General features: G+C 65.0%; 22 protein-coding genes and 1 pseudogene. 13 read left to right on the forward strand and 10 right to left on the reverse strand.

Features of this window, described 5'->3' with window-relative positions:
- Nucleotides 1–142 (forward strand): annotated as a pseudogene (locus tag AC3A4H_RS17675) (ribulose-phosphate 3-epimerase); the annotation flags it as partial.
- A gap of 303 nt (nt 143–445) precedes the next feature.
- Here AC3A4H_RS17675 and nagA read toward each other — a convergent pair.
- The 4 genes from nagA to AC3A4H_RS17695 are packed head-to-tail and all read right to left on the reverse strand — an operon-like array spanning nt 446 to nt 4,299.
- Nucleotides 446–1,612: an N-acetylglucosamine-6-phosphate deacetylase gene (gene nagA, locus AC3A4H_RS17680; RefSeq protein WP_487767880.1), complete on the reverse strand. Its 1,167-nt coding sequence runs from the start codon at nt 1,610–1,612 to the stop codon at nt 446–448.
- Nucleotides 1,609–2,619: an SIS domain-containing protein gene (locus AC3A4H_RS17685; protein WP_487768100.1), complete on the reverse strand. Its 1,011-nt coding sequence runs from the start codon at nt 2,617–2,619 to the stop codon at nt 1,609–1,611. Before AC3A4H_RS17685 ends, nagA begins: the two co-directional genes overlap by 4 nt.
- A 14-nt stretch (nt 2,620–2,633) precedes the next feature.
- Complete coding sequence (locus tag AC3A4H_RS17690) at nt 2,634–3,422, reverse strand: GntR family transcriptional regulator (protein WP_487767881.1); 789 nt, start codon at nt 3,420–3,422, stop codon at nt 2,634–2,636.
- The gene (locus AC3A4H_RS17695) at nt 3,415–4,299 is read right to left on the reverse strand and encodes a glucosamine kinase nucleotide-binding domain-containing protein (RefSeq protein WP_487767882.1); all 885 of its coding nucleotides are present in this window, start codon (nt 4,297–4,299) and stop codon (nt 3,415–3,417) included. Before AC3A4H_RS17695 ends, AC3A4H_RS17690 begins: the two co-directional genes overlap by 8 nt.
- A gap of 471 nt (nt 4,300–4,770) precedes the next feature.
- Between AC3A4H_RS17695 and AC3A4H_RS17700 the strand changes: the two genes are divergently transcribed.
- The 5 genes from AC3A4H_RS17700 to AC3A4H_RS17720 all read left to right on the forward strand — a co-directional run bounded on the left by AC3A4H_RS17700 (nt 4,771) and on the right by AC3A4H_RS17720 (nt 10,175).
- Nucleotides 4,771–6,000 (forward strand): ABC transporter substrate-binding protein, encoded by a 1,230-nt coding sequence (locus AC3A4H_RS17700; RefSeq protein ID WP_487768101.1) that lies wholly within the window; start codon nt 4,771–4,773, stop codon nt 5,998–6,000.
- 59 nt (nt 6,001–6,059) lie between these two features.
- The gene (locus AC3A4H_RS17705) at nt 6,060–6,989 is read left to right on the forward strand and encodes a carbohydrate ABC transporter permease (protein ID WP_487767883.1); all 930 of its coding nucleotides are present in this window, start codon (nt 6,060–6,062) and stop codon (nt 6,987–6,989) included.
- Between the two features lie 246 nt (nt 6,990–7,235).
- On the forward strand, nt 7,236–8,075 hold the full coding sequence (locus tag AC3A4H_RS17710) for a carbohydrate ABC transporter permease (RefSeq protein ID WP_487767884.1): 840 nt from the start codon (nt 7,236–7,238) through the stop codon (nt 8,073–8,075).
- Complete coding sequence (locus AC3A4H_RS17715; RefSeq protein WP_487767885.1) at nt 8,072–9,133, forward strand: Gfo/Idh/MocA family protein; 1,062 nt, start codon at nt 8,072–8,074, stop codon at nt 9,131–9,133. The genes AC3A4H_RS17710 and AC3A4H_RS17715 overlap by 4 nt, the downstream gene beginning before the upstream one ends.
- 37 nt (nt 9,134–9,170) lie before the next feature.
- On the forward strand, nt 9,171–10,175 hold the full coding sequence (locus tag AC3A4H_RS17720) for an ABC transporter ATP-binding protein (protein WP_487767886.1): 1,005 nt from the start codon (nt 9,171–9,173) through the stop codon (nt 10,173–10,175).
- 272 nt (nt 10,176–10,447) lie between these two features.
- Here the strand turns inward: AC3A4H_RS17720 and AC3A4H_RS17725 are convergent, their stop codons facing one another.
- Entirely contained in the window at nt 10,448–11,293 is an 846-nt protein-coding gene (locus AC3A4H_RS17725; RefSeq protein WP_487767887.1) for a fumarylacetoacetate hydrolase family protein, read from the reverse strand.
- A 132-nt stretch (nt 11,294–11,425) separates the two neighbouring features.
- The gene (gene gcvA / locus AC3A4H_RS17730) at nt 11,426–12,331 is read right to left on the reverse strand and encodes a transcriptional regulator GcvA (RefSeq protein ID WP_487767888.1); all 906 of its coding nucleotides are present in this window, start codon (nt 12,329–12,331) and stop codon (nt 11,426–11,428) included.
- A gap of 495 nt (nt 12,332–12,826) precedes the next feature.
- On the opposite strand from gcvA, the gene ispG reads away from it, so the two are divergent.
- Both ispG and AC3A4H_RS17740 read left to right on the forward strand, forming a co-directional pair.
- Nucleotides 12,827–14,080, forward strand: coding sequence for a flavodoxin-dependent (E)-4-hydroxy-3-methylbut-2-enyl-diphosphate synthase (ispG, locus tag AC3A4H_RS17735; RefSeq protein WP_487767889.1), 1,254 nt, complete (start codon nt 12,827–12,829; stop codon nt 14,078–14,080).
- 3 nt (nt 14,081–14,083) lie between these two features.
- Nucleotides 14,084–14,935, forward strand: a complete 852-nt coding sequence (locus AC3A4H_RS17740) for a lytic transglycosylase domain-containing protein (protein WP_487767890.1) — start codon at nt 14,084–14,086, stop codon at nt 14,933–14,935.
- A 15-nt stretch (nt 14,936–14,950) separates the two neighbouring features.
- On the opposite strand, the gene AC3A4H_RS17745 is transcribed toward AC3A4H_RS17740, so the two are convergent.
- On the reverse strand, nt 14,951–17,293 hold the full coding sequence (locus tag AC3A4H_RS17745) for a response regulator (protein WP_487767891.1): 2,343 nt from the start codon (nt 17,291–17,293) through the stop codon (nt 14,951–14,953).
- A gap of 82 nt (nt 17,294–17,375) precedes the next feature.
- On the reverse strand, nt 17,376–18,293 hold the full coding sequence (locus AC3A4H_RS17750) for a polyprenyl synthetase family protein (RefSeq protein WP_487767892.1): 918 nt from the start codon (nt 18,291–18,293) through the stop codon (nt 17,376–17,378).
- A gap of 143 nt (nt 18,294–18,436) precedes the next feature.
- On the opposite strand from AC3A4H_RS17750, the gene mtgA reads away from it, so the two are divergent.
- Together mtgA and rpmF are read left to right on the forward strand one after the other, a co-directional pair.
- On the forward strand, nt 18,437–19,180 hold the full coding sequence (mtgA, locus tag AC3A4H_RS17755; protein WP_487767893.1) for a monofunctional biosynthetic peptidoglycan transglycosylase: 744 nt from the start codon (nt 18,437–18,439) through the stop codon (nt 19,178–19,180).
- Between the two features lie 175 nt (nt 19,181–19,355).
- Complete coding sequence (gene rpmF / locus AC3A4H_RS17760) at nt 19,356–19,538, forward strand: 50S ribosomal protein L32 (protein WP_008873867.1); 183 nt, start codon at nt 19,356–19,358, stop codon at nt 19,536–19,538.
- Between the two features lie 131 nt (nt 19,539–19,669).
- Here rpmF and AC3A4H_RS17765 read toward each other — a convergent pair whose 3' ends face one another.
- Nucleotides 19,670–20,098, reverse strand: coding sequence for a GlcG/HbpS family heme-binding protein (locus AC3A4H_RS17765; RefSeq protein ID WP_487767894.1), 429 nt, complete (start codon nt 20,096–20,098; stop codon nt 19,670–19,672).
- A 248-nt stretch (nt 20,099–20,346) separates the two neighbouring features.
- The gene (gene phaR / locus AC3A4H_RS17770) at nt 20,347–20,949 is read right to left on the reverse strand and encodes a polyhydroxyalkanoate synthesis repressor PhaR (protein WP_348778916.1); all 603 of its coding nucleotides are present in this window, start codon (nt 20,947–20,949) and stop codon (nt 20,347–20,349) included.
- A 282-nt stretch (nt 20,950–21,231) separates the two neighbouring features.
- Here phaR and AC3A4H_RS17775 point away from each other — a divergent pair, with 282 nt between their 5' ends.
- From AC3A4H_RS17775 to phbB, 3 genes are read left to right on the forward strand one after another with little or no spacing between them, the layout of a single operon-like run.
- Nucleotides 21,232–22,416 (forward strand): acetyl-CoA C-acetyltransferase, encoded by a 1,185-nt coding sequence (locus tag AC3A4H_RS17775; RefSeq protein WP_487767895.1) that lies wholly within the window; start codon nt 21,232–21,234, stop codon nt 22,414–22,416.
- 32 nt (nt 22,417–22,448) lie between these two features.
- Complete coding sequence (locus AC3A4H_RS17780) at nt 22,449–22,796, forward strand: hypothetical protein (RefSeq protein ID WP_487767896.1); 348 nt, start codon at nt 22,449–22,451, stop codon at nt 22,794–22,796.
- 24 nt (nt 22,797–22,820) lie between these two features.
- Nucleotides 22,821–23,543, forward strand: a complete 723-nt coding sequence (phbB, locus tag AC3A4H_RS17785; protein ID WP_487767897.1) for an acetoacetyl-CoA reductase — start codon at nt 22,821–22,823, stop codon at nt 23,541–23,543.
- The last annotated feature ends 183 nt before the right edge of the window (nt 23,544–23,726 follow it).

Genomic DNA, 23,726 nt, shown 5'->3' on the forward strand with positions numbered 1-23,726 from the left:
GCCCGAAACCGCGCCGCTGGTCACGGCCGCCGGCGCCAATGTGCTGGTGGCAGGCTCGGCCGTGTTCAAGGGCGGCAGCTCGGACGCCTATGCCCAAAACATAGCCGCGATAAGGGCGGCTGGTGACGGCGCGTTGAAGTAGCGCCTGTCAGATGAAAATTCGATAGCGGCTCTGGCTGCATCACTGTCGAGGCATGGATTTCCGACCGCTCGCTTCACTCGCTCACGAGGTCGGGAATGACGGACCAGAGGTTGCGGTCTACATCCTTCTGAAGCGCCGGACACAGCGTGGCTTCACACCTCGCCGTCGTCCTCGGGCCGGAGCATGAGCGCAGCGAAATGCGGAGGTTCCGGGGACCCATGCCTCGGACTCTCCGTCGGCAGTCCGGTGCCACAGGCAAGGCGGCGGTTGTGATCGGATAAAAGGCGCGCAGGCCAGCCGCCGTCAGGCGGCCGCCGAAAACACCTTCGCACCCTCGATCCACACGCTCCGCACGTCGAGATCATCGGACAGATGCACGATATTGGCCGCAGATCCCATTATCAGCCGGCCGAGCCTGCCGTCCTGGCCGACGGCCTCGGCCGGATAGAGCGAGGCCATGCGCAGCGCCTCGTCGAGTTCAAGCCCGATGGTCTCATGCATGAAGCGCACGGCCGAGATCATGTCGAGATCGGCGCCGGCCAGCGTTCCGTCTTCCAACGTCAGGCGGCCGTTTTCGCGCCTGATGATACGGCCGTTCAGCGTGAACGACTTCATGTCGGTGCCGATGGTGGCCATGGCGTCGGTGACGAGGAAGATCTTCGCCGGCCCGGTCTTGGCGCGCAGCGCGATCCCCATCGCTGCCGGATGGACATGGATGCCGTCGGCGATCAGGCCTGCATAGAGCGTCTGGCTGTCAATTGCCGCCCCGACCACCCCCGGCTCGCGATTGCCGATCTGGCTCATGGCGTTGAAGAGATGGGTGACCATCGTTGCGCCGGCTTCGGCGAATGACTGCGAGGTGCTGTAATCGGTGTCGGTGTGGCCGAGGCTGACCACCACGTCCGCCTGCTTGAGGCGGCCGACGCGGGTCTGGTCGACGGACTCCGGCGCAATGGTGGTGAGCAGCACCGGCATTTTTTGCCGCGCGGCGGTCAATGCTGTCTCGTCGGCGTCGTTCATCGGCCTGATCAGCGCCGGATCATGCGCGCCCTTGCGAGCGAGCGACAGGTGCGGGCCTTCCAGGTGCAGGCCGAGGAACCCGGGCACCTTTTCCCGCGCGGCATCGGCGCCGGCCGCGACTGCTGCGGCGGTGATCTCGGGCGTGTCGGTGATCAGCGTCGGCAGCAGCGCCGTGGTGCCGAAGCGCGCATGGGCGGCGCAGATGGTGCGGATCGTCTCCACCGACGGCGCGTCGTTGAGCATCACGCCGCCGCCGCCATTGACCTGGAGGTCAACGAAGCCGGGCGCGATCATGCCGCCATCGAGTTCGACCACCTTCATCCCGGCCGGCACGGCGCCGCCGGCCTCGATGCGTTCGACGACGCCGTCGCGCACGACTAGGGCCGAGCGGTTATGCCAGGCCTGGCCGTCGAAGATGCGCGCGCCGGCGATGGCGAAGCTGTCGTTCATAGCGTCTCGGTCACCTTTCGCAGATTTGCCGGCTCGTCGGGGTTGAGGCCGCGATGGCGCGCAAAGGCCTCGACGAAGCCATAGAAGGACACGATCAGCGCCAGCGGATCGGTCAGCGGGTGGCCGGTCGCGACGAAAGGCAGGCGCGTGGCCTTGCCGGCATTGTCCGACGTGATGAATGCCGTCGCGCCCTTGTTGGCGAGGCGGCCGGCGGTATCGACCACGGAGGCCTCGGAAGCGTCGCGCGCCGCCAGCGCCAGCACCGGAAAGCCGGGCCGCACCAGCGCCATCGGCCCGTGCATGACTTCGGCCGCGCTGTAGGCCTCGGCGTGCATGGCGCAGGTTTCCTTGAATTTCAGCGCTGCCTCGCTGGCGAGGGCGACGGATGGGCCGCGCCCGAGAATGAACAGCGAACTGGCGCTGTCCAGAGCGGCTGCCATCTGCATCCAGTCGCAGTCCACCGCCTTGCGGAAATGGCCGGGCAGTTCGGCAAGTGCTGCAAGCAGCGCCTGGTCCTTGGTGCTGTGCGCCATCAGCGCCACCGCCGCCACGGCCGAATTCACGAAGGTCTTGGTCGCCGCCACGCTCTTCTCGACGCCGGCAAGAATGTCGATCGTGTGCTCGCAGGCCCTGGCCAGCGGCGAGTCGGCGGTGTTGGTCAGCGCGATGGTGAGCGAGCCCGCCCTGCGCGCCGCTTCCGCCATCGCCACGATGTCGGGGCTCTTGCCGGATTGCGAGATTGCCACGCAGGCTGAGCCGGAGAGCTTTAGCGGCGCATTGTAGATCGAGGCGACCGACGGGCCGACAGAGGCGACGGCCAGGCCGGCGGTCAGTTCGACGGCGTATTTCAGGAAGGTTGCGGCATGGTCGGAGGAACCGCGCGCAACCGTGACCACGAAGCGCGGGTCGCGCCTGGCAATGTCGCGGCCGGCCTCGGCAAGCGCTGCCCGGGAACCTTCGAGCAGCCGCGCCACCGCATCGGGGATCTCCTCGATCTCGCGGCGCATATGGGTCGTTGCAGTCAAGTCTTGCCTCCGAAGTCTTCGCTAGGGCCCGCCAGCCTGAGTTCGGCGACGAAGTCGTAGGCGTCGCCGCGATAGACGGAGCGGGTGAATTCTATCACCTTGCCGCTGGCAAGGTAGGAAATCCGCTCGATGTGCAGGCAGGCCGAGCCGACGGGCACGTCGAGCAGTTTGGCGTCTGCTGCGCCGACATTGATCGCCGAGATTCGCTGCACGGCTCGCAGCGGGCGATTGCCGGTCTTTTCAAGCGTATTGTAGAGCGAGGAGCCGACGGCGGCAGGGTCGGGCAGGACGGTTAGCGACAGCGAGGCGCGCTCGATCGCCATCGGCGTGTCGTTGGCGATCCGCAGCCGGCTGACGCGCGCCACCATCTCCTTGGCCGAGAGGCCGAGTATCATTATTTCGTCGGGCGAGGGCGGGTAGACGCCCTTGTCGAGCCAGGCGGAACTTGCCGTCATGCCACGCCGGGCCATGTCGTCGGTGAACGAGGTGAGCCGCGACAGCGACTGTTCCACGCGCTCCATGCGCGGCGCCACGAAGGTGCCGGACCCGTGGCGCTGCACGAGGATGCCGCTCTTGACCAGGTCCTGCACGGCCTTGCGCACGGTGACGCGCGAGACGTCGGCCTTGAGCGCGATGTCGCGTTCGGAAGGCAGCGCGTCGCCCGGCCCGATGATGCCGCGCTCGACGGCGTCCTCGATATTCTTCTTCAACTGCAGGTAGAGCGGCGCGCCGCTGCCCCCGGACGCCTTGACGAGCGAGAAGATGCTCTCGGCCGCGTCAGACATGGGCCGGCGCTCCGGCGGTGCCGAACAGTCTTGCAGCCATCGCCACCGCGCCACCCAGCGCGTCCTGCTCCGGCGCGTGCAGCATTTTCTGGTAGCGGGCCGACAGATGCGGCGCGACGAGGGCCGCCAACCCGCCTAGCAGGCACAGTCGCTGGTCGGGCGAGAGCTTCAGCGCGTCCAGCGCCTCCTCGATGTCGCTGACGGCGCGGGAAAGCACCAGCCTGGCCACGGCATCGCCGCGCGCGGCATGGTCAAAGACCATCGGCGCGAAGGTGCCGAAATCGGCAGGCTTGGAAGAGGCTGCGAACTTGACGATCTCGCGCGGGTCGCCGCCGAAGCGCTCCAGAACGGCCTGTGTGAGCGGCGAGGCGGGGTGGATGTCGTCATGGGCAAGCAGCGTTTCCTGCAACAGGTCGCGGCCGATGCGCGCGCCGCCTCCGAGGTCGCCGAGCATGAAGCCCCAGCCGCCGATCGTCTGCATCGCCGCGCCCTTGCGCGACATGAAGATCGAACCGGTGCCGATGATGGCGATGGCGCCGTCATGGTGGCCTAGCGCGCCGTTGAGCGCGATCACCGCATCGCTTTCCACAAGGCTGCGGCGGAAGGGCAGGATATCCAGAATCTGCTGCTTGTAGCCGCCGACATTGGTGCCAGCGAGGCCAAGAACGGCGTCGGTCTGGGCAATGAGTTCGGCGTCGCGCCCGGCATCGACGAAGGCCAGCCGAGCTGCCTCGACGATGTTCTGGCGGGCGCCGTGAAGATCGGTCATGATATTGGCCGGACCGCTCTTGCCGCGGCCGAGGACAGTGCCGGAAGCGGTTGCCAATGCAGCCCTGCAGCTTGTGCCGCCGCCATCTATGCCAAGCACCAGATCCACGTAAGCGCCTCCTTTTGGCGATGATACCAATAAAATACCAATAGCCAAGGGGCTAATTTCCAAAACCGAGCTCGTTGCCGGGAAACCCTTGAATAAGGGGCAATTTAACCGGTTTCGCTCCGGTGACCCGCAAATTCGTTAACGCGGGTGGACAAGTGGTATTTTTTTGGTATGGTTTTTGGACGGGAGGGATTTCAATGGCCGAAGCAGCGCGCAAAAGTGCCGGCAGGCTCGGTATGCAGCCGCCAGCGGCCATGCTTCCTTCCTTTCATGACATCGATAAGCCAGCCCCCCGCATGGGGGCGGCCGGGACCATATCGCTCGAAGTCGCGGGGCCTTCAAGGCATCGCACTACGCTTTCGCACATAGGAGGGGGCTGCAGGCAGATGCCTCACTCCCGTCAATACCGAACCTGAACGGGTCAATAGGGAGAGAAACGACATGAAAACCCAGGCACTGACAGCGCTCTTGATGGCGTCCAGCATTCTCGGCTCGGCGGGCATGGCTTTGGCCGACGACGCCACGCTGACCATCGAAAGCTGGCGCAATGACGACCTGCCGATCTGGCAGGAAAAGCTCATCCCGGCCTTCGAGGCCAAGAACCCCGGCATCAAGGTGGTGTTCTCGCCCTCCGCGCCGACCGAATACAATGCCGCCCTCAACGCCAAGCTGGATGCGGGCTCGGCCGGCGACCTGATCACCTGCCGTCCGTTCGACGCCTCGCTGGAACTCTACAACAAGGGTCACCTTGCCGACCTGACCAGCCTGTCGGGCATGGAGAACTTCTCCGACGTCGCCAGGTCCGCCTGGACCACGGACGATGGCAAGGCCACATTCTGCGTGCCGATGGCGTCGGTCATCCACGGATTCATCTACAACAAGGATGCCTTCGACCAGCTCGGCATCACGCCGCCGGCCACCGAGGCAGAATTCTTCGCAGCCCTCGACAAGATCAAGGAAGACGGCAACTACGTGCCCATGGCCATGGGCACCAAGGACCTCTGGGAAGCCGCCACCATGGGCTACCAGAACATCGGCCCGACCTACTGGAAGGGTGAGGAAGGCCGCCTGGCGCTCATCAAGGGCGAGCAGAAGCTGACCGACCCGCAGTGGGTGGAGCCCTTCGCCACGCTCGCCAAGTGGAAGGACTATCTCGGCGACGGCTTCGAGGCGCAGAGCTATCCGGACAGCCAGAACCTGTTCACGCTCGGCCGCGCTGCCATCTATCCGGCCGGCTCGTGGGAAATCTCGGTGTTCAACACCCAGGCGCAGTTCAAAATGGGTGCCTTCCCGCCGCCGGTGCGCAATGCCGGCGACACCTGCTACATCTCCGACCACAACGACATCGGCATCGGCCTCAATGCCAAGAGCAAGAACGCCGAGGCCGCCAAGACCTTCCTGTCCTGGGTCGCCTCGCCGGAATTCGCCACCATCTACGCCAACGCCCTGCCGGGCTTCTTCAGCCTGAACTCGGCCGCCGTGAAGATGGAAGACCCGCTGGCGCAGGAGTTCGTCTCCTGGCGCGAGAAGTGCAAGCCGACCATCCGCTCGACCTACCAGATTCTGTCGCGCGGCACGCCGAACCTGGAAAACGAGACCTGGGTGGAATCGGCCAACGTCATCAACGGCACGACGACGCCGGAAGACGCGGGCAAGAAGCTGCAGGCAGGCCTCGACAGCTGGTACAAGCCGGCTAACTAAGGCTGCGGCAAGCACCAACCGGGCCGCCACCGGCGGCCCGGCTTTCATTCGGGGGACCCATGGCAGACGACACCGAACGCAGACGGCCGCGACGCTGGCACATCGCCGTTTTCCTGGCGCCGGCGCTGCTCGTCTACACGGCGGTGATGATCCTCCCGCTGTTCGGCACGTTGCAGCTTTCGCTGTTCACGCTCGACGGCCAGTCGCGCGTCTTTGCCGGTCTCGATAATTTCCGCACCCTGTTCCTCGATCCGCGCTGGGCCGCCACCTTCTGGAACGCGCTCTGGAACAATGTCTGGTTCTTCATCATCCATATGCTGGTGCAGAACCCGATCGGCATCGTTCTGGCGGGGCTGCTGTCGAGCCCCAGGCTGCGCTTTTCCGCCTTCTACCGCACCACGATCTTCATCCCGACCATCCTGTCCTTCGTCATCGTCGGTTTCGCGTGGAAACTGATCCTCAGCCCGCTGTGGGGCGTGGCACCCAACCTGCTCGACCTCGTCGGGCTGAAGAGCCTGTTCGTGCCGTGGCTGGGCAAGGAGCAATATGCGCTGACAACGCTCGGCCTGATCTCGGTCTGGCAGTTCGTCGGCATACCGATGATGCTGATCTATGCGGCATTGCTGTCCATTCCCGACGAGGTGATCGAGGCGGCCGAGTGCGACGGCATCACCGGCATGGCGCAGTTCTGGAAGATCAAGCTGCCGCTGATCCTGCCGTCCATCGGTATCATTTCGGTGCTGACCTTCGTCGGCAATTTCAACGCCTTCGACCTGATCTATTCGGCGCAAGGGGCGCTTGCCGGGCCGAACTATTCGACCGACATTCTCGGCACCTTCCTCTACCGCACCTTCTTCGGCTTCCAGCTGCAGATCGGCGATCCCCATATGGGCTCCACCATCGCCTCGATGATGTTCTTCATCATCCTCGCCGGCGTGTGCCTCTATCTCTTCGCTATCCAGACGCGCCTGCGTCGCTACCAGTTCTGAGGAGGTGGAGATGATCGTCATGCGTCCTACCCCCACCCCTAACCCCTCCCCACAAGGGGGAGGGGAATTCTGCTGCACGGCCGTTCGCCACCAGCCGTCACCGGCTTGGGCGGCCATGGCGACGAAATCGTCTCCCTCCCCCCTGTGGGGAGGGGTTAGGGGTGGGGGTATAAGGTCGGCCAAGCGTGTGCCGGAGGGGGGCGCGAATAAGCTTCGCGCGGAGACCGGATTTTCCGGAGGCCACGCATGAGCCGCGCCACCTCGTCTCGTCCCCGCACCATCGCGGCCCATGCCATCCTGCTGGCCTACACGGTCATCGCGCTGTTTCCGGTGGTGGTGATTGTCATCAACTCGTTCAAGTCGCGCAACGCCATCTTCCGGACGCCTCTGGCCGCGCCGACCGCCGAGACATTCGACCTGATCGGCTACAAGACCGTGCTCGCGCAGGGCGACTTCCTGCTCTATTTCCAGAACAGCTTTATCGTCACCGTCGCCTCGCTCTTCCTCGTGCTGCTGTTCGGCGCCATGGCCGCCTTCGCGCTGGCCGAATACCGCTTCAAGGGCAACACGCTGATGGGGCTCTATCTGGCGCTGGGCATCATGATCCCGATCCGGCTTGGCACAGTCGCCATCCTGCAGCTGATGGTGGCAAGCGGTTTGGTCAATACGCTGACGGCACTGATCCTGGTCTACACCGCGCAGGGCCTGCCGCTCTGCGTCTTCATCCTGTCGGAATTCATGAAGCAGGTGTCCGACGACCTGAAGAATGCCGGCCGCATTGACGGGCTTTCCGAATACCGCATCTTCTTCCGCCTAGTGCTGCCGCTGATGCGCCCGGCCATGGCGACGGTGGCGGTGTTCACCATGATCCCGATCTGGAACGACCTGTGGTTCCCGCTGATCCTGGCGCCTTCCGAGCCGACCAAGACCGTCACGCTCGGCGCGCAGCTTTTCATCGGCCAGTATGTCACCAACTGGAACGCGGTGCTGGCAGCGCTCTCGCTGGCGATCCTGCCGGTCCTCGTCCTCTACCTGATCTTCTCGCGGCAGTTGATCCGCGGCATTACCTCCGGAGCCGTCAAATGAGTTCTCCAAATCTGCTGCGCGTCCTTGTCGCCGGTCTCGGCAATATGGGCCGCAGCCACGCGCTGGCCTATCACCGCAATCCGGGCTTCGAGATCGCCTCGCTGGTCAACCGCTCGCAGGTGCAGCTGCCAGAGGAGCTTTCGGGCTATGAAATCCGGCCGTCCTTCATGGAGGCGCTGGCCGAGCTGAAGCCGGACGTCGCCTCGATCAACACCTATTCCGACAGCCATGCCGACTATGCAGTCGCAGCACTTGAGGCCGGCTGCCATGTGTTCGTCGAAAAGCCGCTCGCAACCACCGTTGCCGATGCCGAGCGCGTCGTCGCCGCCGCCAAGGCCAATGGCCGCAAGCTGGTCATCGGCTACATCCTGCGCCACCACCCCTCCTGGGTGCGCCTGATCGCGGAAGCCCGTGATCTCGGCGGGCCCTACGTGTTCCGCATGAACCTGAACCAGCAGTCGAGCGGTCACACCTGGGAGACGCACAAGCAGCTGATGCAGACGACCTCGCCGATCGTCGACTGCGGCGTGCATTATCTCGACGTCATGTGCCAGATCACCGACGCCAGGCCGGTCGAGGTGCGCGGCATGGGCCTCCGCCTGTCCGACGAGGTCGCGCCCGACATGTACAATTACGGCCATCTGCAGGTGCTGTTCGAGGACGGCTCAGTCGGCTGGTATGAGTCCGGCTGGGGGCCGATGATGTCGGAAACCGCCTTCTTCGTGAAGGACGTGATCTCGCCCAATGGCTGCGTCTCCATCGTCATGGACGAGAAGGCGAAGTCGGACGACGTGGATTCCCACACCAAGACCAACATGATCCGCCTGCACCGCGCCGCGACCGGGCCGGACGGCCGCTTCGCCGCGCCGGACGAACACCTGTCCATGACCGGCGAGCCGGGCCATCAGGAGCTGTGCGAGCTGGAGCAGGCCTTCCTGCTGAAAGCCATCCGCGAGGACATCGACCTAACCCGCCACATGAGCGACGCGGTCAAATCGCTCGCCGTCTGCCTCGCCGCGGACGAGAGCGTGCGCACCGGCAAGGCGGTGCGGCTGTGACGCGCGAAAGAGCCGTCTTTTCTATCGGGAGTAGCGCATGGGCTCGCTGAAGATCCAGAACGTCAAGAAATCCTTCGGCAATGTCGATGTGCTGAAGGGCATCGACCTCGAGGTCGAGGACGGCGAATTCGTCGTCTTCGTCGGCCCTTCGGGCTGCGGGAAGTCCACGCTGCTGCGCGTCATTGCCGGACTTGAGGACGCGACCTCGGGCAATGTGCTGATCGACGGCCGCAAGGTCGACGCCGTGCCGCCGGCCGACCGCGGCATCGCCATGGTGTTCCAGACCTATGCGCTCTACCCGCATCTCACCGTGCGCAACAATATGAGCCTGGGCCTCAAGCAGGCGAAGACCCCGTCCGACGAGATCGCGCGGCGCGTGACGACCGCGTCCACCATGCTGTCGCTCGATCCCTATCTGGAGCGCCGGCCGGCGGAACTGTCGGGAGGCCAGCGCCAGCGCGTCGCCATCGGTCGCGCCGTGGTGCGTGAGCCAAAGCTCTTCCTGTTCGACGAGCCACTTTCCAACCTCGACGCCGCGCTGCGCGTCAATACGCGGCTGGAGATCGCCCAGCTGCACCGGCGCCTGTCGGCCACGATGATCTATGTCACGCACGACCAGGTCGAGGCGATGACGCTGGCCGACAAGATCGTGGTGCTGAACGGCGGCCGCATCGAGCAGATCGGCAAGCCGATGGAGCTCTACAATTCGCCGGCAAATGAATTCGTCGCCGGCTTCATCGGCTCGCCCAAGATGAACTTTATCGATGGCGCGCGGCTGAATGAAGCCAGGGCAAAGACGATCGGCGTGCGGCCGGAGCATCTCACCGTGGATGCCAAATCCGGCACCTGGAAGGGCACTGTCGTCCATGCCGAGCATCTCGGCGCCGACACCAATCTCTATCTCGACACCGAGCAGGCTGGCTTGCTCACCGTCCGCATATTCGGCGTCTACGATGCCGAGCCGGGCGCAACGCTCTATGCCACGCCGCACCCGGAAAAGACTTATCGTTTTGGGGCTGACGGCCGGACGCTGGCCGCGTAGCTGCCATCTTCGTCGGATGCTTCAGGAGTGACGCGCAACATCGTCAAGCGTCGCCCCCGGCTATGGCAGGGCTGTCGCGTCTAGAAGTCGACCCCCCACTCCGCCTCGCTTCGCTCGGCACCTCTCCCCCGCTCGACGGGGGGAGAGGAAACGCCGTCCGCAAAGCTGGCTCCCTTCCTCTCCCCTTTTGAGGGGGAGAGGTGCCGAGCGAAGCGAGGCGGAGTGGGGGTATGCGATTGCCCTGCTGTCTACGGGATGCTCGGTATAGGCAATCAGGCGTCGGCCTTCACGTTCTGGCGCTGCGTGCCGAGGCCTTCGATGCCGAGCTCGACGACGTCGCCGGGCTTCAGATAGCGCGGCGGCTTCATGCCCATGCCCACGCCCGGCGGGGTGCCGGTCGAGATGATGTCGCCCGGGTGCAGGCTCATGAACTGGCTGAGGTAGGAGACGAGATATTTCACGCCGTAGACCATGGTGCGCGTCGAGCCGTCCTGCACCTTCTCGCCGTTCACGGTCAGCCACATGGACAGGTTCTGCGGGTCGGCAACCTCGTCCTTGGTCACCAGCCACGGGCCGGTCGGGCCGAAAGTGTCGCAGCTCTTGCCCTTGGTCCACTGGCCGGAGCGTTCGGTCTGGAACGCGCGCTCGGACACGTCGTTGATGACGCAGTAGCCGGCCACGTAGTCGAGCGCCTCGTCTTCGGAGACGTATTTTGCGGTGCGGCCGATGACGACGCCGAGCTCGACCTCCCAGTCGGTCTTCTGCGAACCGCGCGGGATCAGCAGGTCGTCGTCGGGGCCGACGATGGCCGAGGTCGCCTTCATGAAGATGATCGGCTCGGGCGGCACGGTGGCGCCGGTCTCGGCCGCATGGTCGGAATAATTGAGGCCGATGCAGATGAATTTTCCCGTGCCTGACACGCAGGGGCCGATGCGCGGATTGCCATGCACAAGCGGCAGCGTGGCCGGATCGACATGCGACAGCCGCTCGAGTGCGGCCGGGTCGAGCGTCTCGCCGCTCAGATCGGCAATGTTCTGCGACAGGTCGCGGAGCTTGCCCTCCGCATCGATCAGGCCCGGCCGCTCGCGGCCCAGTTCGCCATAGCGCAACAGTTTCACGTCAAGTCTCCCCTCTTATGAAATCGCCTGCGATAGGATTGTTACTTCGGCATGTCCGGCTCTATCGCCCTGTTCTACAAGGCCTGCCGTTGCGATAGCAAGGCGAGATGCCATCCGGGAAAGGTGCAGGCGCTAGCCGTGCGCATTGCCGAGCGAAGCGGCCACCGCCGCCAGCAGCCAGTCGCGGAAGGCGCGGATCTTGGGCACGTTGCGGCGTGCCTCGGGATAGACCAGCCAATAGGCCTTGCCGTCATTGGCGACGAGGTCGAAGGGCTGCACCAGCCGCCCGTCGGCGACCTCGTCGGCAAACAGCGCGCGCGCCAGGATCGCCACGCCGTGGCCGGCCATGGCGGCGCTCGCCTCATAGGCCTGCGCGCCCATGCTGCTGCTTGTGCGCGTGGCCAGCGTGTCGGTCGGCAGGCCGGCAGCGGTGAACCACTCCCGCCACCAATGGTCCTGCGGGTCGAGGATCGGCAGGCGCAGCAGGTCGGCCGGTTCCTTCACGCCTCCTATGCTTGCCGCCAGCCTGGGGCTGAGCATGGGCGTGAAGTCGGGCATGAACAGCCTGTGCGCGGCCAGCCCCGGCCACTCGCCGCTGCCGGAACGGATGGCGACGTCGACATCCTCGCGAGCGAAGTCGATCAGCCGCATCGAGGTGTCGAGACGGACGGCCAGCGATGGATGCTGCATCTGGAAGGCGCCGAGATTGCGGGCCAGCCAGCTGGATCCGAAGGTCAGGATGGTGCTGATGCACAGCACGCCCTCGGCGCCGGAGCGCGCCGCGGCATAGGCGTCGCCGATCAGCGCAAAGGCCTCGGTAAAGGCTGGCGCCAGTCGCTGGCCAAGCTCGGTCAGCGACACCTGGCGCGGCTTGCGCAGGAACAGCGGCGCGCCGACGCGCTCCTCCAGCAGCTTGATCTGGTAGCTCACCGCCGCCTGGGTCATGCCCAGCTCTTCCGCAGCCTTGGTGAAGCTGCCGTGGCGCGCGGCCGCCTCGAAGGCCCGGACTGCGGGAAGGGGAGGAAGCGCGTGCGCCATGATGGATCAATACACCTTATGCATGCCGATCGACGTTCGATTGGAAAGTAACGCCTTTCCGGCGCAGATAGAAGGCCGATACATCAATCGGGAGCGGCCTTTGTGCGAGGCCGAAGGGTGCCGCCATGGTCTGCGCGGATGTGCAATGCATTGGAAGGCCAGCGCCGCGCACGAGCGGCTGGGACAGGTTTTGGTCGGGCTGGCGCCTGGGCAGATGCAGGGGCGTGATCGATGTGAGGAGGCTTCCCGAACATCTGCAGCGCGATATAGGCTATCTCGACGGCAACGACCCCGCCCGGCAACGCGAATAAGGCGCGTGCCTGGCGCCTGACCGGAAATGGCATTCGATTGCGGAACGGCTTCGCAATCGCAAACCCTTTGGCTGCAGCCGCGGCCGGTGTAGCTTACGGCAGCCTGGATCGTCGCGGCCATTGACATCGGCGGCTTCGTCCTCCACCTCAGGCGCAAATGTCTATCGCGAAGAGGCCGCCGGCAATGACCGGATATTTTTCCTCACCCTTTCCCCGTCGCCATTCGGTCGGCGTCGATGTCGGCGGCGTGGTCGTCGGCGGCGGCGCGCCGGTCGTCGTCCAGTCGATGACCAACACCGACACGGCCGACATCGACCAGACGGTGGCGCAGGTGGCAGCCCTTCATCGCGCCGGCTCGGAAATCGTGCGCATCACCGTCGACCGCGACGAGAGCGCGGCCGCCGTGCCGCACATCCGCGAGCGGCTGGAAAGGCTTGGGCTCGACGTGCCGCTGGTGGGCGACTTCCATTATATCGGCCACAAGCTGCTGGCCGATCATCCGGCCTGTGCCGAGGCGCTGGCGAAATATCGCATCAACCCCGGCAATGTCGGCTTCAAGGACAAGAAGGACAAGCAGTTCGCCGACATCGTCGAGATGGCGATCAGGCACGACAAGCCGGTGCGCATCGGCGTCAACTGGGGCTCGCTCGACCAGGAGCTGCTGACCAGGCTGATGGACGACAACCAGGCCAACGGCTCGCCGTTGACCGCGCAGGAGGTCACGCGCGAGGCCATCGTCCAGTCGGCGCTGATCTCGGCCGACCTTGCCGAGGAGATCGGCCTGCCGCGCGACAAGATCATCTTGTCGGCCAAGGTCAGCCAGGTGCAGGACCTGATCGCCGTCTACACCATGCTGGCGTCACGCTCCGACCATGCGCTGCATCTCGGCCTCACCGAGGCCGGCATGGGTAGCAAGGGCATCGTCGCCTCTTCGGCCGCCATGGGCATCCTGCTGCAGCAGGGCATTGGCGACACCATCCGCATCTCGCTGACGCCGGAACCGGGCGGCGACCGCACCCGCGAGGTGCAGGTGGCGCAGGAACTGCTGCAGACCATGGGTTTTCGGCAGTTCATCCCGATCGTGGCGGCGTGCCCCGGCTGTGGCCGCACCACCTCGACCGTGTTCCAGGAACTGGCGCAGAACATCCAGGCCGACATCCGCAAGAACATGCCGGTGTGGCGCGAGAAATACCCGGGCGTCGAGGAACTCAAGATCGCGGTCATGGGCTGCATCGTCAACGGGCCTGGCGAATCCAAGCATGCCGACATCGGCATCTCGCTGCCGGGCACGGGCGAGACGCCAGCCGCCCCGGTCTTCATTGACGGGCGCAAGGCCACCACCCTGCGCGGCCCCGGCATCGCCGAGGAATTCGAGAAGATGGTTGCCGACTATGTCGAACAGCGCTTCGGCAGCGGCGGCAAGCAGGCGGCCGAATAGGCCATGAAGGCCCTCGCCAAAGCGGCAGTGCTGCTTTGTGCGATGCTCTGGAGCAACGCGGCCTGCGCCGACCCGCCGGGCCGCTCGCGGCCCGTCACCATCGGCCGCATCTGCGACCTGATCGAGGCCGAGGCAGATCGCAACGGCGTGCCGCGAGACTTCTTCGCCCGGTTGATCTGGAAGGAAAGCCGCTTCGACGCCAATGCCGTGAGCCCGATGGGGGCCCAAGGCATAGCCCAGTTCATGCCGGGTACGGCCAGGCTGCGTGGCCTGGCAGATCCGTTCGACATCGATCAGGCCGTTCCGGCTTCGGCCAGATATCTGGGTGAACTGAAGCAGAGCTTTGGCAATTTAGGGCTTGCCGCGGCGGCCTACAATGCCGGCGAGAACCGGGTGACGCGCTGGCTCGCCACCGGCGGCTTCCTGCCGCTCGAGACCGAAGGCTATGTGCTCGACATCATGGGCGAGCCGGCCGACACTTTCACCAAGCGCGATTACGCCGGCAGGTTTCCGCCGCTGGACAAGGGCAAGCCTTTTGCGCAGGCGTGTCGTCTGCTGCCAATCATCCGGTCGGCAACCATTCCCATGGCCGCTATCCACATAAAGCCCTGGGGCGTGCAGATAGCCGGCAATTTCCGCCGCGCTGCTGCGGTCAGCCAGTGGCAACGGGTGAAGGGACGGTTTCCGGCACTGCTGAATGCCTATGAACCGGTGGTGAGCCGCGTGCGCACGCCGATAGGGCGAGCGGGCATCTATGCCGTGCGCATCGGCGCCGATAGTCGCGCAGACGCCGACAACATCTGCGGCAAGTTGCACACGGCAGGCGGCTTTTGCGTGGTAATGCGCAACAAATAGCGGGCGCAGCCTAGTCTAGGCCCGGCGCGCCATCTCCGTCGTCTCGCTCAGCCAGGCACCGATCTTGCGCCCGAGCCTGTCCGGGGAAACGGGCTTGGGCAGGTAGTCGTCCATGCCGGCTTCCATGCATTTCTCGCGGTCGCCCTTCAGCGCATGCGCGGTCACCCCGATGATCGGCGTGCGCGTGCCCGTGACAGCCTCGATGTCGCGAATGGCGCGGGTTGCTTCAAATCCGTTCATTTCCGGCATCGACACGTCCATCAGCATCAGGCGCGGCTTGAAGCTGCGATACATCTCCACCGCGGTGCGGCCGTTGGCGGCGATCTTGTAGGACAGGCCGAGCCCGGACAATATCTGGCCGAACACCAGCTGGTTCACTTCATTGTCCTCGGCAACGAGAATGTCGAGCGGCGCGCTGGCGGCCGGGCCGGCGTCGAGTTCGGGCGCGCGCAGCACCGTGAAGGCGGCCGCGGCCGGTTCCTGGCGCGGCAATGCGGACGGAACGGAGAGCACCGGCTCGCGCACGAATTCGGCCTTTCCAGCTTGCACGCGCGCCTTCTGAATGGCGCCGATGACCGTGCCGAGCAGCACCGCCGAGCGCGCTGGCTTGGTCAGATGGGCGGCTATGCCATAGTCGATCACGAGCCGGCCGAAATCGATCTGGTCGACCGAAGTCAGGAGCACGATGGGGATCGCCGCAAGGCGGCTGTCGGCCGACATCGCCTTGGCCACGTCGGCGCCGTTCATGCCGGGCATCTGATAGTCGAGGATGACGCAGTCCACCCGCGCGCCGAGTTGGTAGGCGCGGTCGAGGAACGCCAGACCCACCGCGCCGCTCTCGGCCGCGGCGCAGTCGAAGCCCCAGCTGCGCAGCTGTTCCAGCAGGATCTCGCGATTGACCGGATTGTCGTCGATGACCAGCACCCGTGCGCCGGAGACGTCGGTGGGCACGTTTTCGGAGCTTTCTTCCATGGCGTGTACCGGCAGCGGCACGGTGAACCAGAACACTGACCCGCGGCCGACCTCGCTTTCGATGCCGATCTTGCCGCCCATCAGGTCGACCAGCCGCGCTGCGATGGCGAGCCCCAGCCCGGTGCCCTCGTGGCGGCGCGTCGAGGAGCCGTCGACCTGCGCGAACTTCTCGAACACGGTCTGCAATTTGTCGGCAGGAATGCCGATGCCGGTGTCTTCCACCCGCACCGAGAGCTGAACCGTGTAGTCCCTGGTCTCGCCGGTCACGTCGACAAGCACGTGGCCTTTTTCGGTGAACTTCACCGCATTGCCGAGCATGTTGGTGATGATCTGGCGGAAGCGGCCGACATCGCCGACCACGCAGGCCGGCAGGCGCGGATCGACGCGCACGATCAGCTCCAGGTTCTTTTCGGCCACGCGGGCCGACACCAGCGTCGCGACATCCTCCACCGCCTCGGCGATCTTGAACGGGGCCGGATCGAGGGTGAGCTGGCCGGCATTGATCTTGGAGAAGTCGAGAATGTCGTTGATGATGGTGAGCAGCGCGTTGCCCGACTTAACGATGACGTCGGTAAAGGTCTTCTGCCGCGGCGTCAGTTCGGTGCGCGCGAGCAGTTCGGCCATGCCGAGCACGCCGTTCATCGGCGTGCGGATCTCGTGGCTCATATTGGCCAGGAACTCGGATTTCGCTCGGTCGGCGGCTTCTGCCCGCAGCAACGACTCCTGCGTTTCGGCGAAGGCGCGGCGGATGGCCTTTTCCATGGGGCGGAAGATCCACAGGCCGACGAGCGACAGCACCGCAATCATCAGCACGCTGGAATAGGACAGCAGCCGATTGCCGCGCTGCTCGGCCAGTGCGCGCTCCCGGTCGAGGGCTATGCGAGCGCGCGTCAGCATCGGCTGCACGAACAGGTCGTTCTGGTTGCGGATCTCGCGGTTGCTCCAATCGTCGATCTTGCGCAGGCCAGCGAGCAGGCTGAGGTTGCGCACCATGTCGCGAGACGACCAGAAGAGATCGCCGTTCACCGAAGCGGAGGACAACTCGTCAACGGTCCTGCCCGAAAGCTCGGGGCGTATCGAAGAGAGTGCGGCGGTCAGCCCGTCGATTTGCGCGGCAAGCCGTGCGGCATGTCCATTTGCGGCGTTTGAAAGCTCCTCGCGCGTATCCTCGCGCCAGGCGGCCGAGATGGTGTCGGAGAAGGCGGTGGCATTGTGCAGGTCGCTTGCCAGCGTCACGAGACCGGTGCCGATGCGGTCGATCTCGTTGCGGAAGGCGTTCATGCTGGTCAGCGCATAAAGTATAGCTCCGACGGCCAGCGCGAATATAAGCAAGCCCGACAGATAGCGAATCCGGATCGAACGGATGAACTGCGAATAATCGGGCACGCGCGGCACTCCGAACACGGGTACAAGTTTACCGCGCCGGATTACGCTCGATTTACATTAAAAATTCGTTCAGGCGAGTACTTCACTTCTCGCGTTCGGCGATGAAGCTTGCCGCTTGCTTCAGGAGTGCGGCCCGCTCGCCATAGGGTTCGAGCAGGGCGTGCGCCTGGGCCACGAGGCCGGCAAGCTGCGTGCGTGTCCAGTCGACGCCGTGCAGGGCCGCGAGCGTCGCCTTGCCCGCGGCGGCGTCCTTGCCGGTGGCCTTGCCCATGGTTTCCGCATTGGCGGTCAGGTCGAGCAGGTCGTCGGCAAGCTGGAAGGCAAGGCCGATGGCCGAGCCGAACTCCGCCAGCCGCTCGCGGTCTTCCTCTGCCGCGCCGGCAATGATGGCGCCGGCCTCGCAGGCATAGCGGATCAGCGCCCCGGTCTTCATCGCCTGCAGCCGGATGATGCCCGCCTCGTCGGGGGCACGCCGCTCCGCCTCCAGGTCGAGCGCCTGGCCGCCGGCCATGCCGCCCGGGCCCGCAGCGCGCGCAAGCCCCAGCACCAGGGCCAGCTTGCGCTCGGCCGGCAGCGCAGTTGCCGCGTCGGCGAGTATGTCGAAGGCGTAGGTCAACAGGCTGTCGCCGGCCAGGATGGCGCTGGCCTCGTCGAAGGCGCGATGCACTGTCGGCTGGCCGCGGCGCAGGTCGTCATCGTCCATCGCCGGCAGGTCGTCGTGGATCAGCGAATAGCAGTGCGTGCACTCCAGCGCCGCCGCCACTCGCAGTGCTGCCTCCCCATCGGCCTCGAACAGGGCGGCGCTTTCCAGCACAAGGAAGGGGCGCAGCCGCTTGCCGCCATTCAGCACGCCATGCCGCATCGCCGCCATCAGTGTCGACGGTCTCGCGATCTCGCCCGGCAGCAAGCGCTCGTCCAGCATTTGGCGCAACAGCGCCTCGACAGCCTGGGCCCGGATTGCAAGCTGCGCTTCGAAGGGGAGGTCGTGGGCATCCATCATGGCGGGCAGGGTTTACGACAATCGCCGGCGGGGTCAAGCGGTGTCGCGGCGAATCGCATTCCACGGCATTGGCGCCGTTCAGGCGTTGCGCGGCGCGGCAACCGCCATTATGCCGGGGGCAGGAGTTTTGAGGGGCAGACCTCTTGGATGAACCGGTAACCGATCCCGATGTGCACGAGTTCGCCATTGCAGCGAAGCCAAGAGCGCGCCGCGGCGCCCGGACCTGGATGCGTCGCGTCGTGCGCTTCCTGACCTGCCTTGCGCTGCTGCCCCTGGCGCTGACCCTTTTCTATCTGCTGCCTTTCGTGCACCCGGTCTCGACGCTGATGCTGAAGGACCTGGCGACCCTGTCCGGTTACGAGCGGCAATGGGTGGATATCGAAGACGTCGCGCCGGTGCTCGCCCATTCGGTGATCATGTCGGAAGACGGACAGTTCTGCTCTCATCGCGGCATCGATTGGAGCGAGTTGCGCGCCGTGGTCAACGATGCGCTGGCCGGCGAGGCGACGCGCGGCGCCTCGACCATTCCCATGCAGACGGTCAAGAACCTGTTCCTGTGGAACGACCGGTCGGTCATTCGCAAGGGCCTGGAAGTGCCGCTGGCGGTCTATTTCGACGCGGTGACGCCGAAGCGGCGAATCCTGGAAATCTATCTCAACATCGCCGAGTGGGGCCCCGGCATCTATGGCATCGAGGCAGCCAGCCAATACCATTTCAAGGTTCCGGCAAAGCAGCTCAACGCCCGTCAGGCGGCGCTGCTGGCGGTGACGTTGCCCAACCCGATCGACCGCAACCCGGCAAAGGCGGGCCCCGGCCTGAAGCGGCTTGCCAATGTCATCCAGCGCCGCGCGGCACGTTCCGGCGCCTATGTGCAGTGCCTGGACTAGGGCGCGGAAGCTTCAGGAGCGGCGACTTGAGGCCATAAAAAAAAGATCGTGGCGGGTGCTGGCCTTTTGCGGCACAGCCGTGTATAGCCACGCCCACTAATCTCAGATTTCGGCCCGCGACGTGCGGCCCTTTCGCGAGGGCAATCGGGGTCTTTACGATGGATGGAGCAATTCCATGGCTGTGCCAAAACGAAAAACCTCGCCGTCCAAGCGCGGCATGCGCCGTTCGGCCGATGCGCTGAAGGCCCCGACCTATGTCGAGGACAAGAACTCGGGCGAAATGCGCCGCCCGCACCACATCGACCTGAAGACCGGCATGTATCGCGGCCGCCAGGTCCTGACGCCGAAGGAAGGCTGAGCAGCCTTTCCGACGCTTCGGTTAGAGAAAAGAAAAGGACCGGCCTCGCGCCGGTCCTTTTCTTTTTGGCCATGTTCCAGGCCGCATGGATGTTCCGGCGCGGTTGACGCGCCGGAATTGCTCTTGCCGTGTCAGCCAGCGTCGGCTTCGAAGCCGGCCGCCTCGATGCCGGCGACTGCGGCAAGCTCGTCATTGTCGGAGGTGTCGCCGGTGATGCCTATGGCACCGACCAGCTGACCGGCGGAGCGCACCAGCACGCCGCCCGGCACCGGAACGATCCTGCCGCCGCTGACTCCCGACAGGCCTTCCATGAAGTGCGGGCGCTCCTTGGCCATCGCCTCGATCTTGCGCGAGCCCATGCCGACAGCCAGCGCGCCGTAGGCCTTGCCCGAGGCGATCTCGAAGCGCAGCATGGACGAGCCGTCCTGCTTCTGGAACGCGATCACATGGCCGCCGGCGTCGAGCACAACGACGGAGAGGGGCTTGAGGCCCGCTTCCTTGGCCTTGGCGAAGGCGGCTTCGATGATGTGATTGGCTTTGGCGAGCGAAATCGAGGTCATTGGTCTCTCCGGAATAATCTGGTCACTCGGCCGGCTTCACAGCAGGCGCCCGGACCGGGTTGAAAATTGATTGGCGAAGTCGATATGCGGGCTCGGCAGGATCGGCGTTGCGGCAACGCGCCTGCCGGCAGGCAAAATATGTCCAGAGCTGCTTTGAAGTGCTTCCGGGGCCGGCGCGCGCGGAGCCCAGCGGGGGTCGTTGGTCATCTGAACGGTGAAGACGCCGACGTCCGTCCACTATGCGCGTATTACCCCATCGAATCGATCTTGCGCTGCATGGCGGCTACTTGTTCCTTCAACTCCTGAAGGTCGTCGGCCTTGTCGGAAACATCCTTCTTTTCCTTGTCGGGCGCGGCCGGAGCTGCGGGGGTGCCCTGCGGGAAGGCCGTGAACATGCGCATGGCGTTCTGGAACATTTCCATGTTGCGCCGGGTCTGCTCTTCCAGCGCCTTCATGGGCATCAGCTTCATCACGTCCATGGGGCTGGCGCCCATAGCCGTCTTCATCTGTTCCCTGAACCGCTCCTGCTCCTTGGCGAAAGCAGTCATCGACTGCTCGAGGAAACTCGGCACGATCATCTGCATCTGGTCGCCATAGAAGGCGATCAGCTGGCGCAGGAACGGGATCGGCAGCATGTTCTGCCCGTCCTTGTTCTCCAGCTCGAAAATGATCTGGGTCAGCACCGAATGGGTGATGTCCTCGCCGGTCTTGGCGTCCTGCACGCTGAATTCCTCGCCCTTCTTGACCATCTCGGCGAGGTCCTCGAGGGTCACGTAGGTGCTGGTCCCCGTGTTGTAGAGGCGGCGGTTGGCATATTTCTTGATCACTACCGGATCGTCTTTAGCGGCCATCAACTTCCTCCCCGGGCACCGGCATGCCCTCAAGGCGGCCGGCAACAATTGCGCCGAAAATAAGGATATGCGCAAAGCCGCCGCAATTCAAAGGAGTTTGTGCACTGCGGCATGATTCAGCCGGGAAATGCCGCTATTCTGCGGAATTACGGTTCCCCCGCAGTCTGCCATCTCATTGTGCAGTTGCGATTTCCAGTTTGACTCGGCCTTGGGAACGGGCAAGAAACATCGAGGGAGAGAACCTTGCGGCATGCCAGCCGCGAATCCACTCAGGAGACCAAAATGTCCGGCTCGAATGCAATCGTGATCGCCAGCGCCGCCCGCACGCCCGTTGGCTCCTTCAATGGCGCTTTCGCCAGCATTCCGGCCCACGAGCTTGGCGCCGTGGCCATTCGCGAAGCGCTGGCACGCGCCTCCGTCGAGGGGCAGGAAGTGGACGAGGTCATCCTCGGCCAGGTGCTGCAGGCCGGCCAGGGCCAGAACCCGGCGCGGCAGGCCTCCATCGGAGCCGGCCTGCCCAAGGAAACCACGGCCTGGAGCCTCAACCAGGTTTGCGGATCGGGCCTGCGCTCAATCGCGCTCGGCATGCAGCAGATCGCCACCGGCGACGCCCGGATCATCGTCGCGGGCGGCCAGGAATCCATGTCCATGTCACCGCACTGCCAGCATCTGCGCGCCGGCGTGAAGATGGGCGACTATTCGATGATCGACACCATGATCAGGGACGGGCTTTGGGACGCCTTCAACGGCTACCACATGGGCGTCACCGCCGAGAACGTGGCGCGCCAGTTCCAGATCACCCGCGACGAGCAGGACCAGTTCGCACTGGCGTCGCAGAACAAGGCCGAGGCCGCGCAGAAGGCCGGCAGGTTCAAGGACGAGATCGTCGCCGTGACGGTGAAGGGCCGCAAGGGCGACACCGTCGTCGACCAGGACGAATATATCCGCCACGGCGCGACGCTGGAGGCCATGCAGAAGCTGCGCCCTGCCTTCGACAAGGAAGGCACGGTGACGGCGGGCAACGCCTCCGGCATCAATGACGGTGCTGCCGCCGCGGTGCTGATGTCCGAGGCCGAGGCCGCCCGGCGCGGCATCGCTCCTCTGGCCCGCATCGTCTCCTGGGCCACGGCCGGCGTCGATCCGCAGGTCATGGGAACCGGGCCGATTCCGGCTTCGCGCAGGGCGCTGGAAAAGGCCGGATGGAAGGCCGAGGACCTCGACCTGGTGGAGGCCAACGAGGCCTTCGCGGCGCAGGCCTGCGCGGTCAACAAGGGCATGGGGTGGAACCCGGAAATCGTCAACGTCAATGGCGGCGCCATCGCCATCGGCCACCCCATCGGCGCCTCGGGCGCGCGCATCTTCAACACGCTGGTCTACGAGATGCGCCGGCGCGGCGCCAAGAAGGGGCTCGCCACCCTGTGCATCGGTGGCGGCATGGGCGTCGCCATGTGCGTCGAGGCGCTGTGATGTTGGCGCGGGGCATGGAACGGCGAGGTCGCATGTCCCGTGTTTTCGTGCTTCTCGGCACACTGATGGGGTTTGGCGTGGGCGCGGCTTGTTCTGAGCCGCTCGACACCGAGGCCTTGGCGACGTGCATGTTCGACAACGCCAGTCAAGCCGACAAGGATGTGATAAGGAAGCTGGTGGTTGCGGCTTTGACCGACGATCTGGGGTCTATCAAAGGCCTGATGCTTTTGGTCGCTTCGGGGATCACCCGCATAGCCATGGACCCGTGCAAACTGACCGTAGAGCAATTGGGGCAGCCTGAGATGGTAACCGCGGTCAAGCTCTACAGCGAGAAAGTAGGCCAACAAATGATGGACGAGGCTTTCGCCAAACTGAAATAGAGTCTCACACATAGCGAGGGGAGCATGACCAGAACTGCAATCGTCACTGGTGGGTCGCGCGGCATCGGCGCGGCAATCTCGATCGCGCTGAAGAACGCCGGCTATCACGTGGCCGCCAACTATGCCGGCAATGACGAGGCTGCCGAGAAGTTCCGGGCGGAAACCGGCATCCCGGTCTACAAATGGTCGGTTGCCGACTACGAGGCTTGCGTGGCCGGCATCGGCAAGGTCGAGGCGGACCTCGGCCCCGTGGACATCCTCGTCAACAATGCCGGCATCACCCGCGACGCCATGTTCCACAGGATGACGCGCGAACAGTGGGACGAGGTGCTCGGCACCAATCTCAACGGCGTCTTCAACATGACGCATCCGCTTTGGAGCGGCATGCGCGACCGAAAATTCGGCCGCGTCATCACGATTTCCTCCATCAACGGCCAGAAGGGCCAGGTCGGCCAGGTCAACTATTCCGCCTCCAAGGCCGGCGACATCGGCTTCACCAAGGCGCTGGCGCAGGAGGGCGCGCGGGCCGGCATCACCGTCAATGTCATCTGCCCGGGCTATATCGGGACCGACATGGTGATGGCGGTGCCGGAGAAGGTGCGCGAATCCATCATCGCGCAGATTCCGGTCGGCCGGCTGGGCGAGCCGGAGGAAATCGCGCGCTGCGTGCTGTTCCTTGCCTCGGACGAGGCGGGCTTCATCACCGGATCCACACTGACCGTCAATGGCGGCCAGTACCTGTCCTGAGTTGCCGGGAAGGAGCAAACGGCCTGTCTAGGCCCGCCGCCGCACGGTGGCGGGGTTTTGCGTCGTCGATGGAGAAGCGCGGTTGTGCCAAACTGGGGCGTTCTCGTTAACGGCAGCGCCGAATGGGCGCCTTTGCCTTCACGGAACCTGGGCGGATTAGTCGTACGTCGGCTAGGCCGGCCC

This window comes from Pseudaminobacter sp. Soil_N_29 (genome assembly GCF_057656055.1).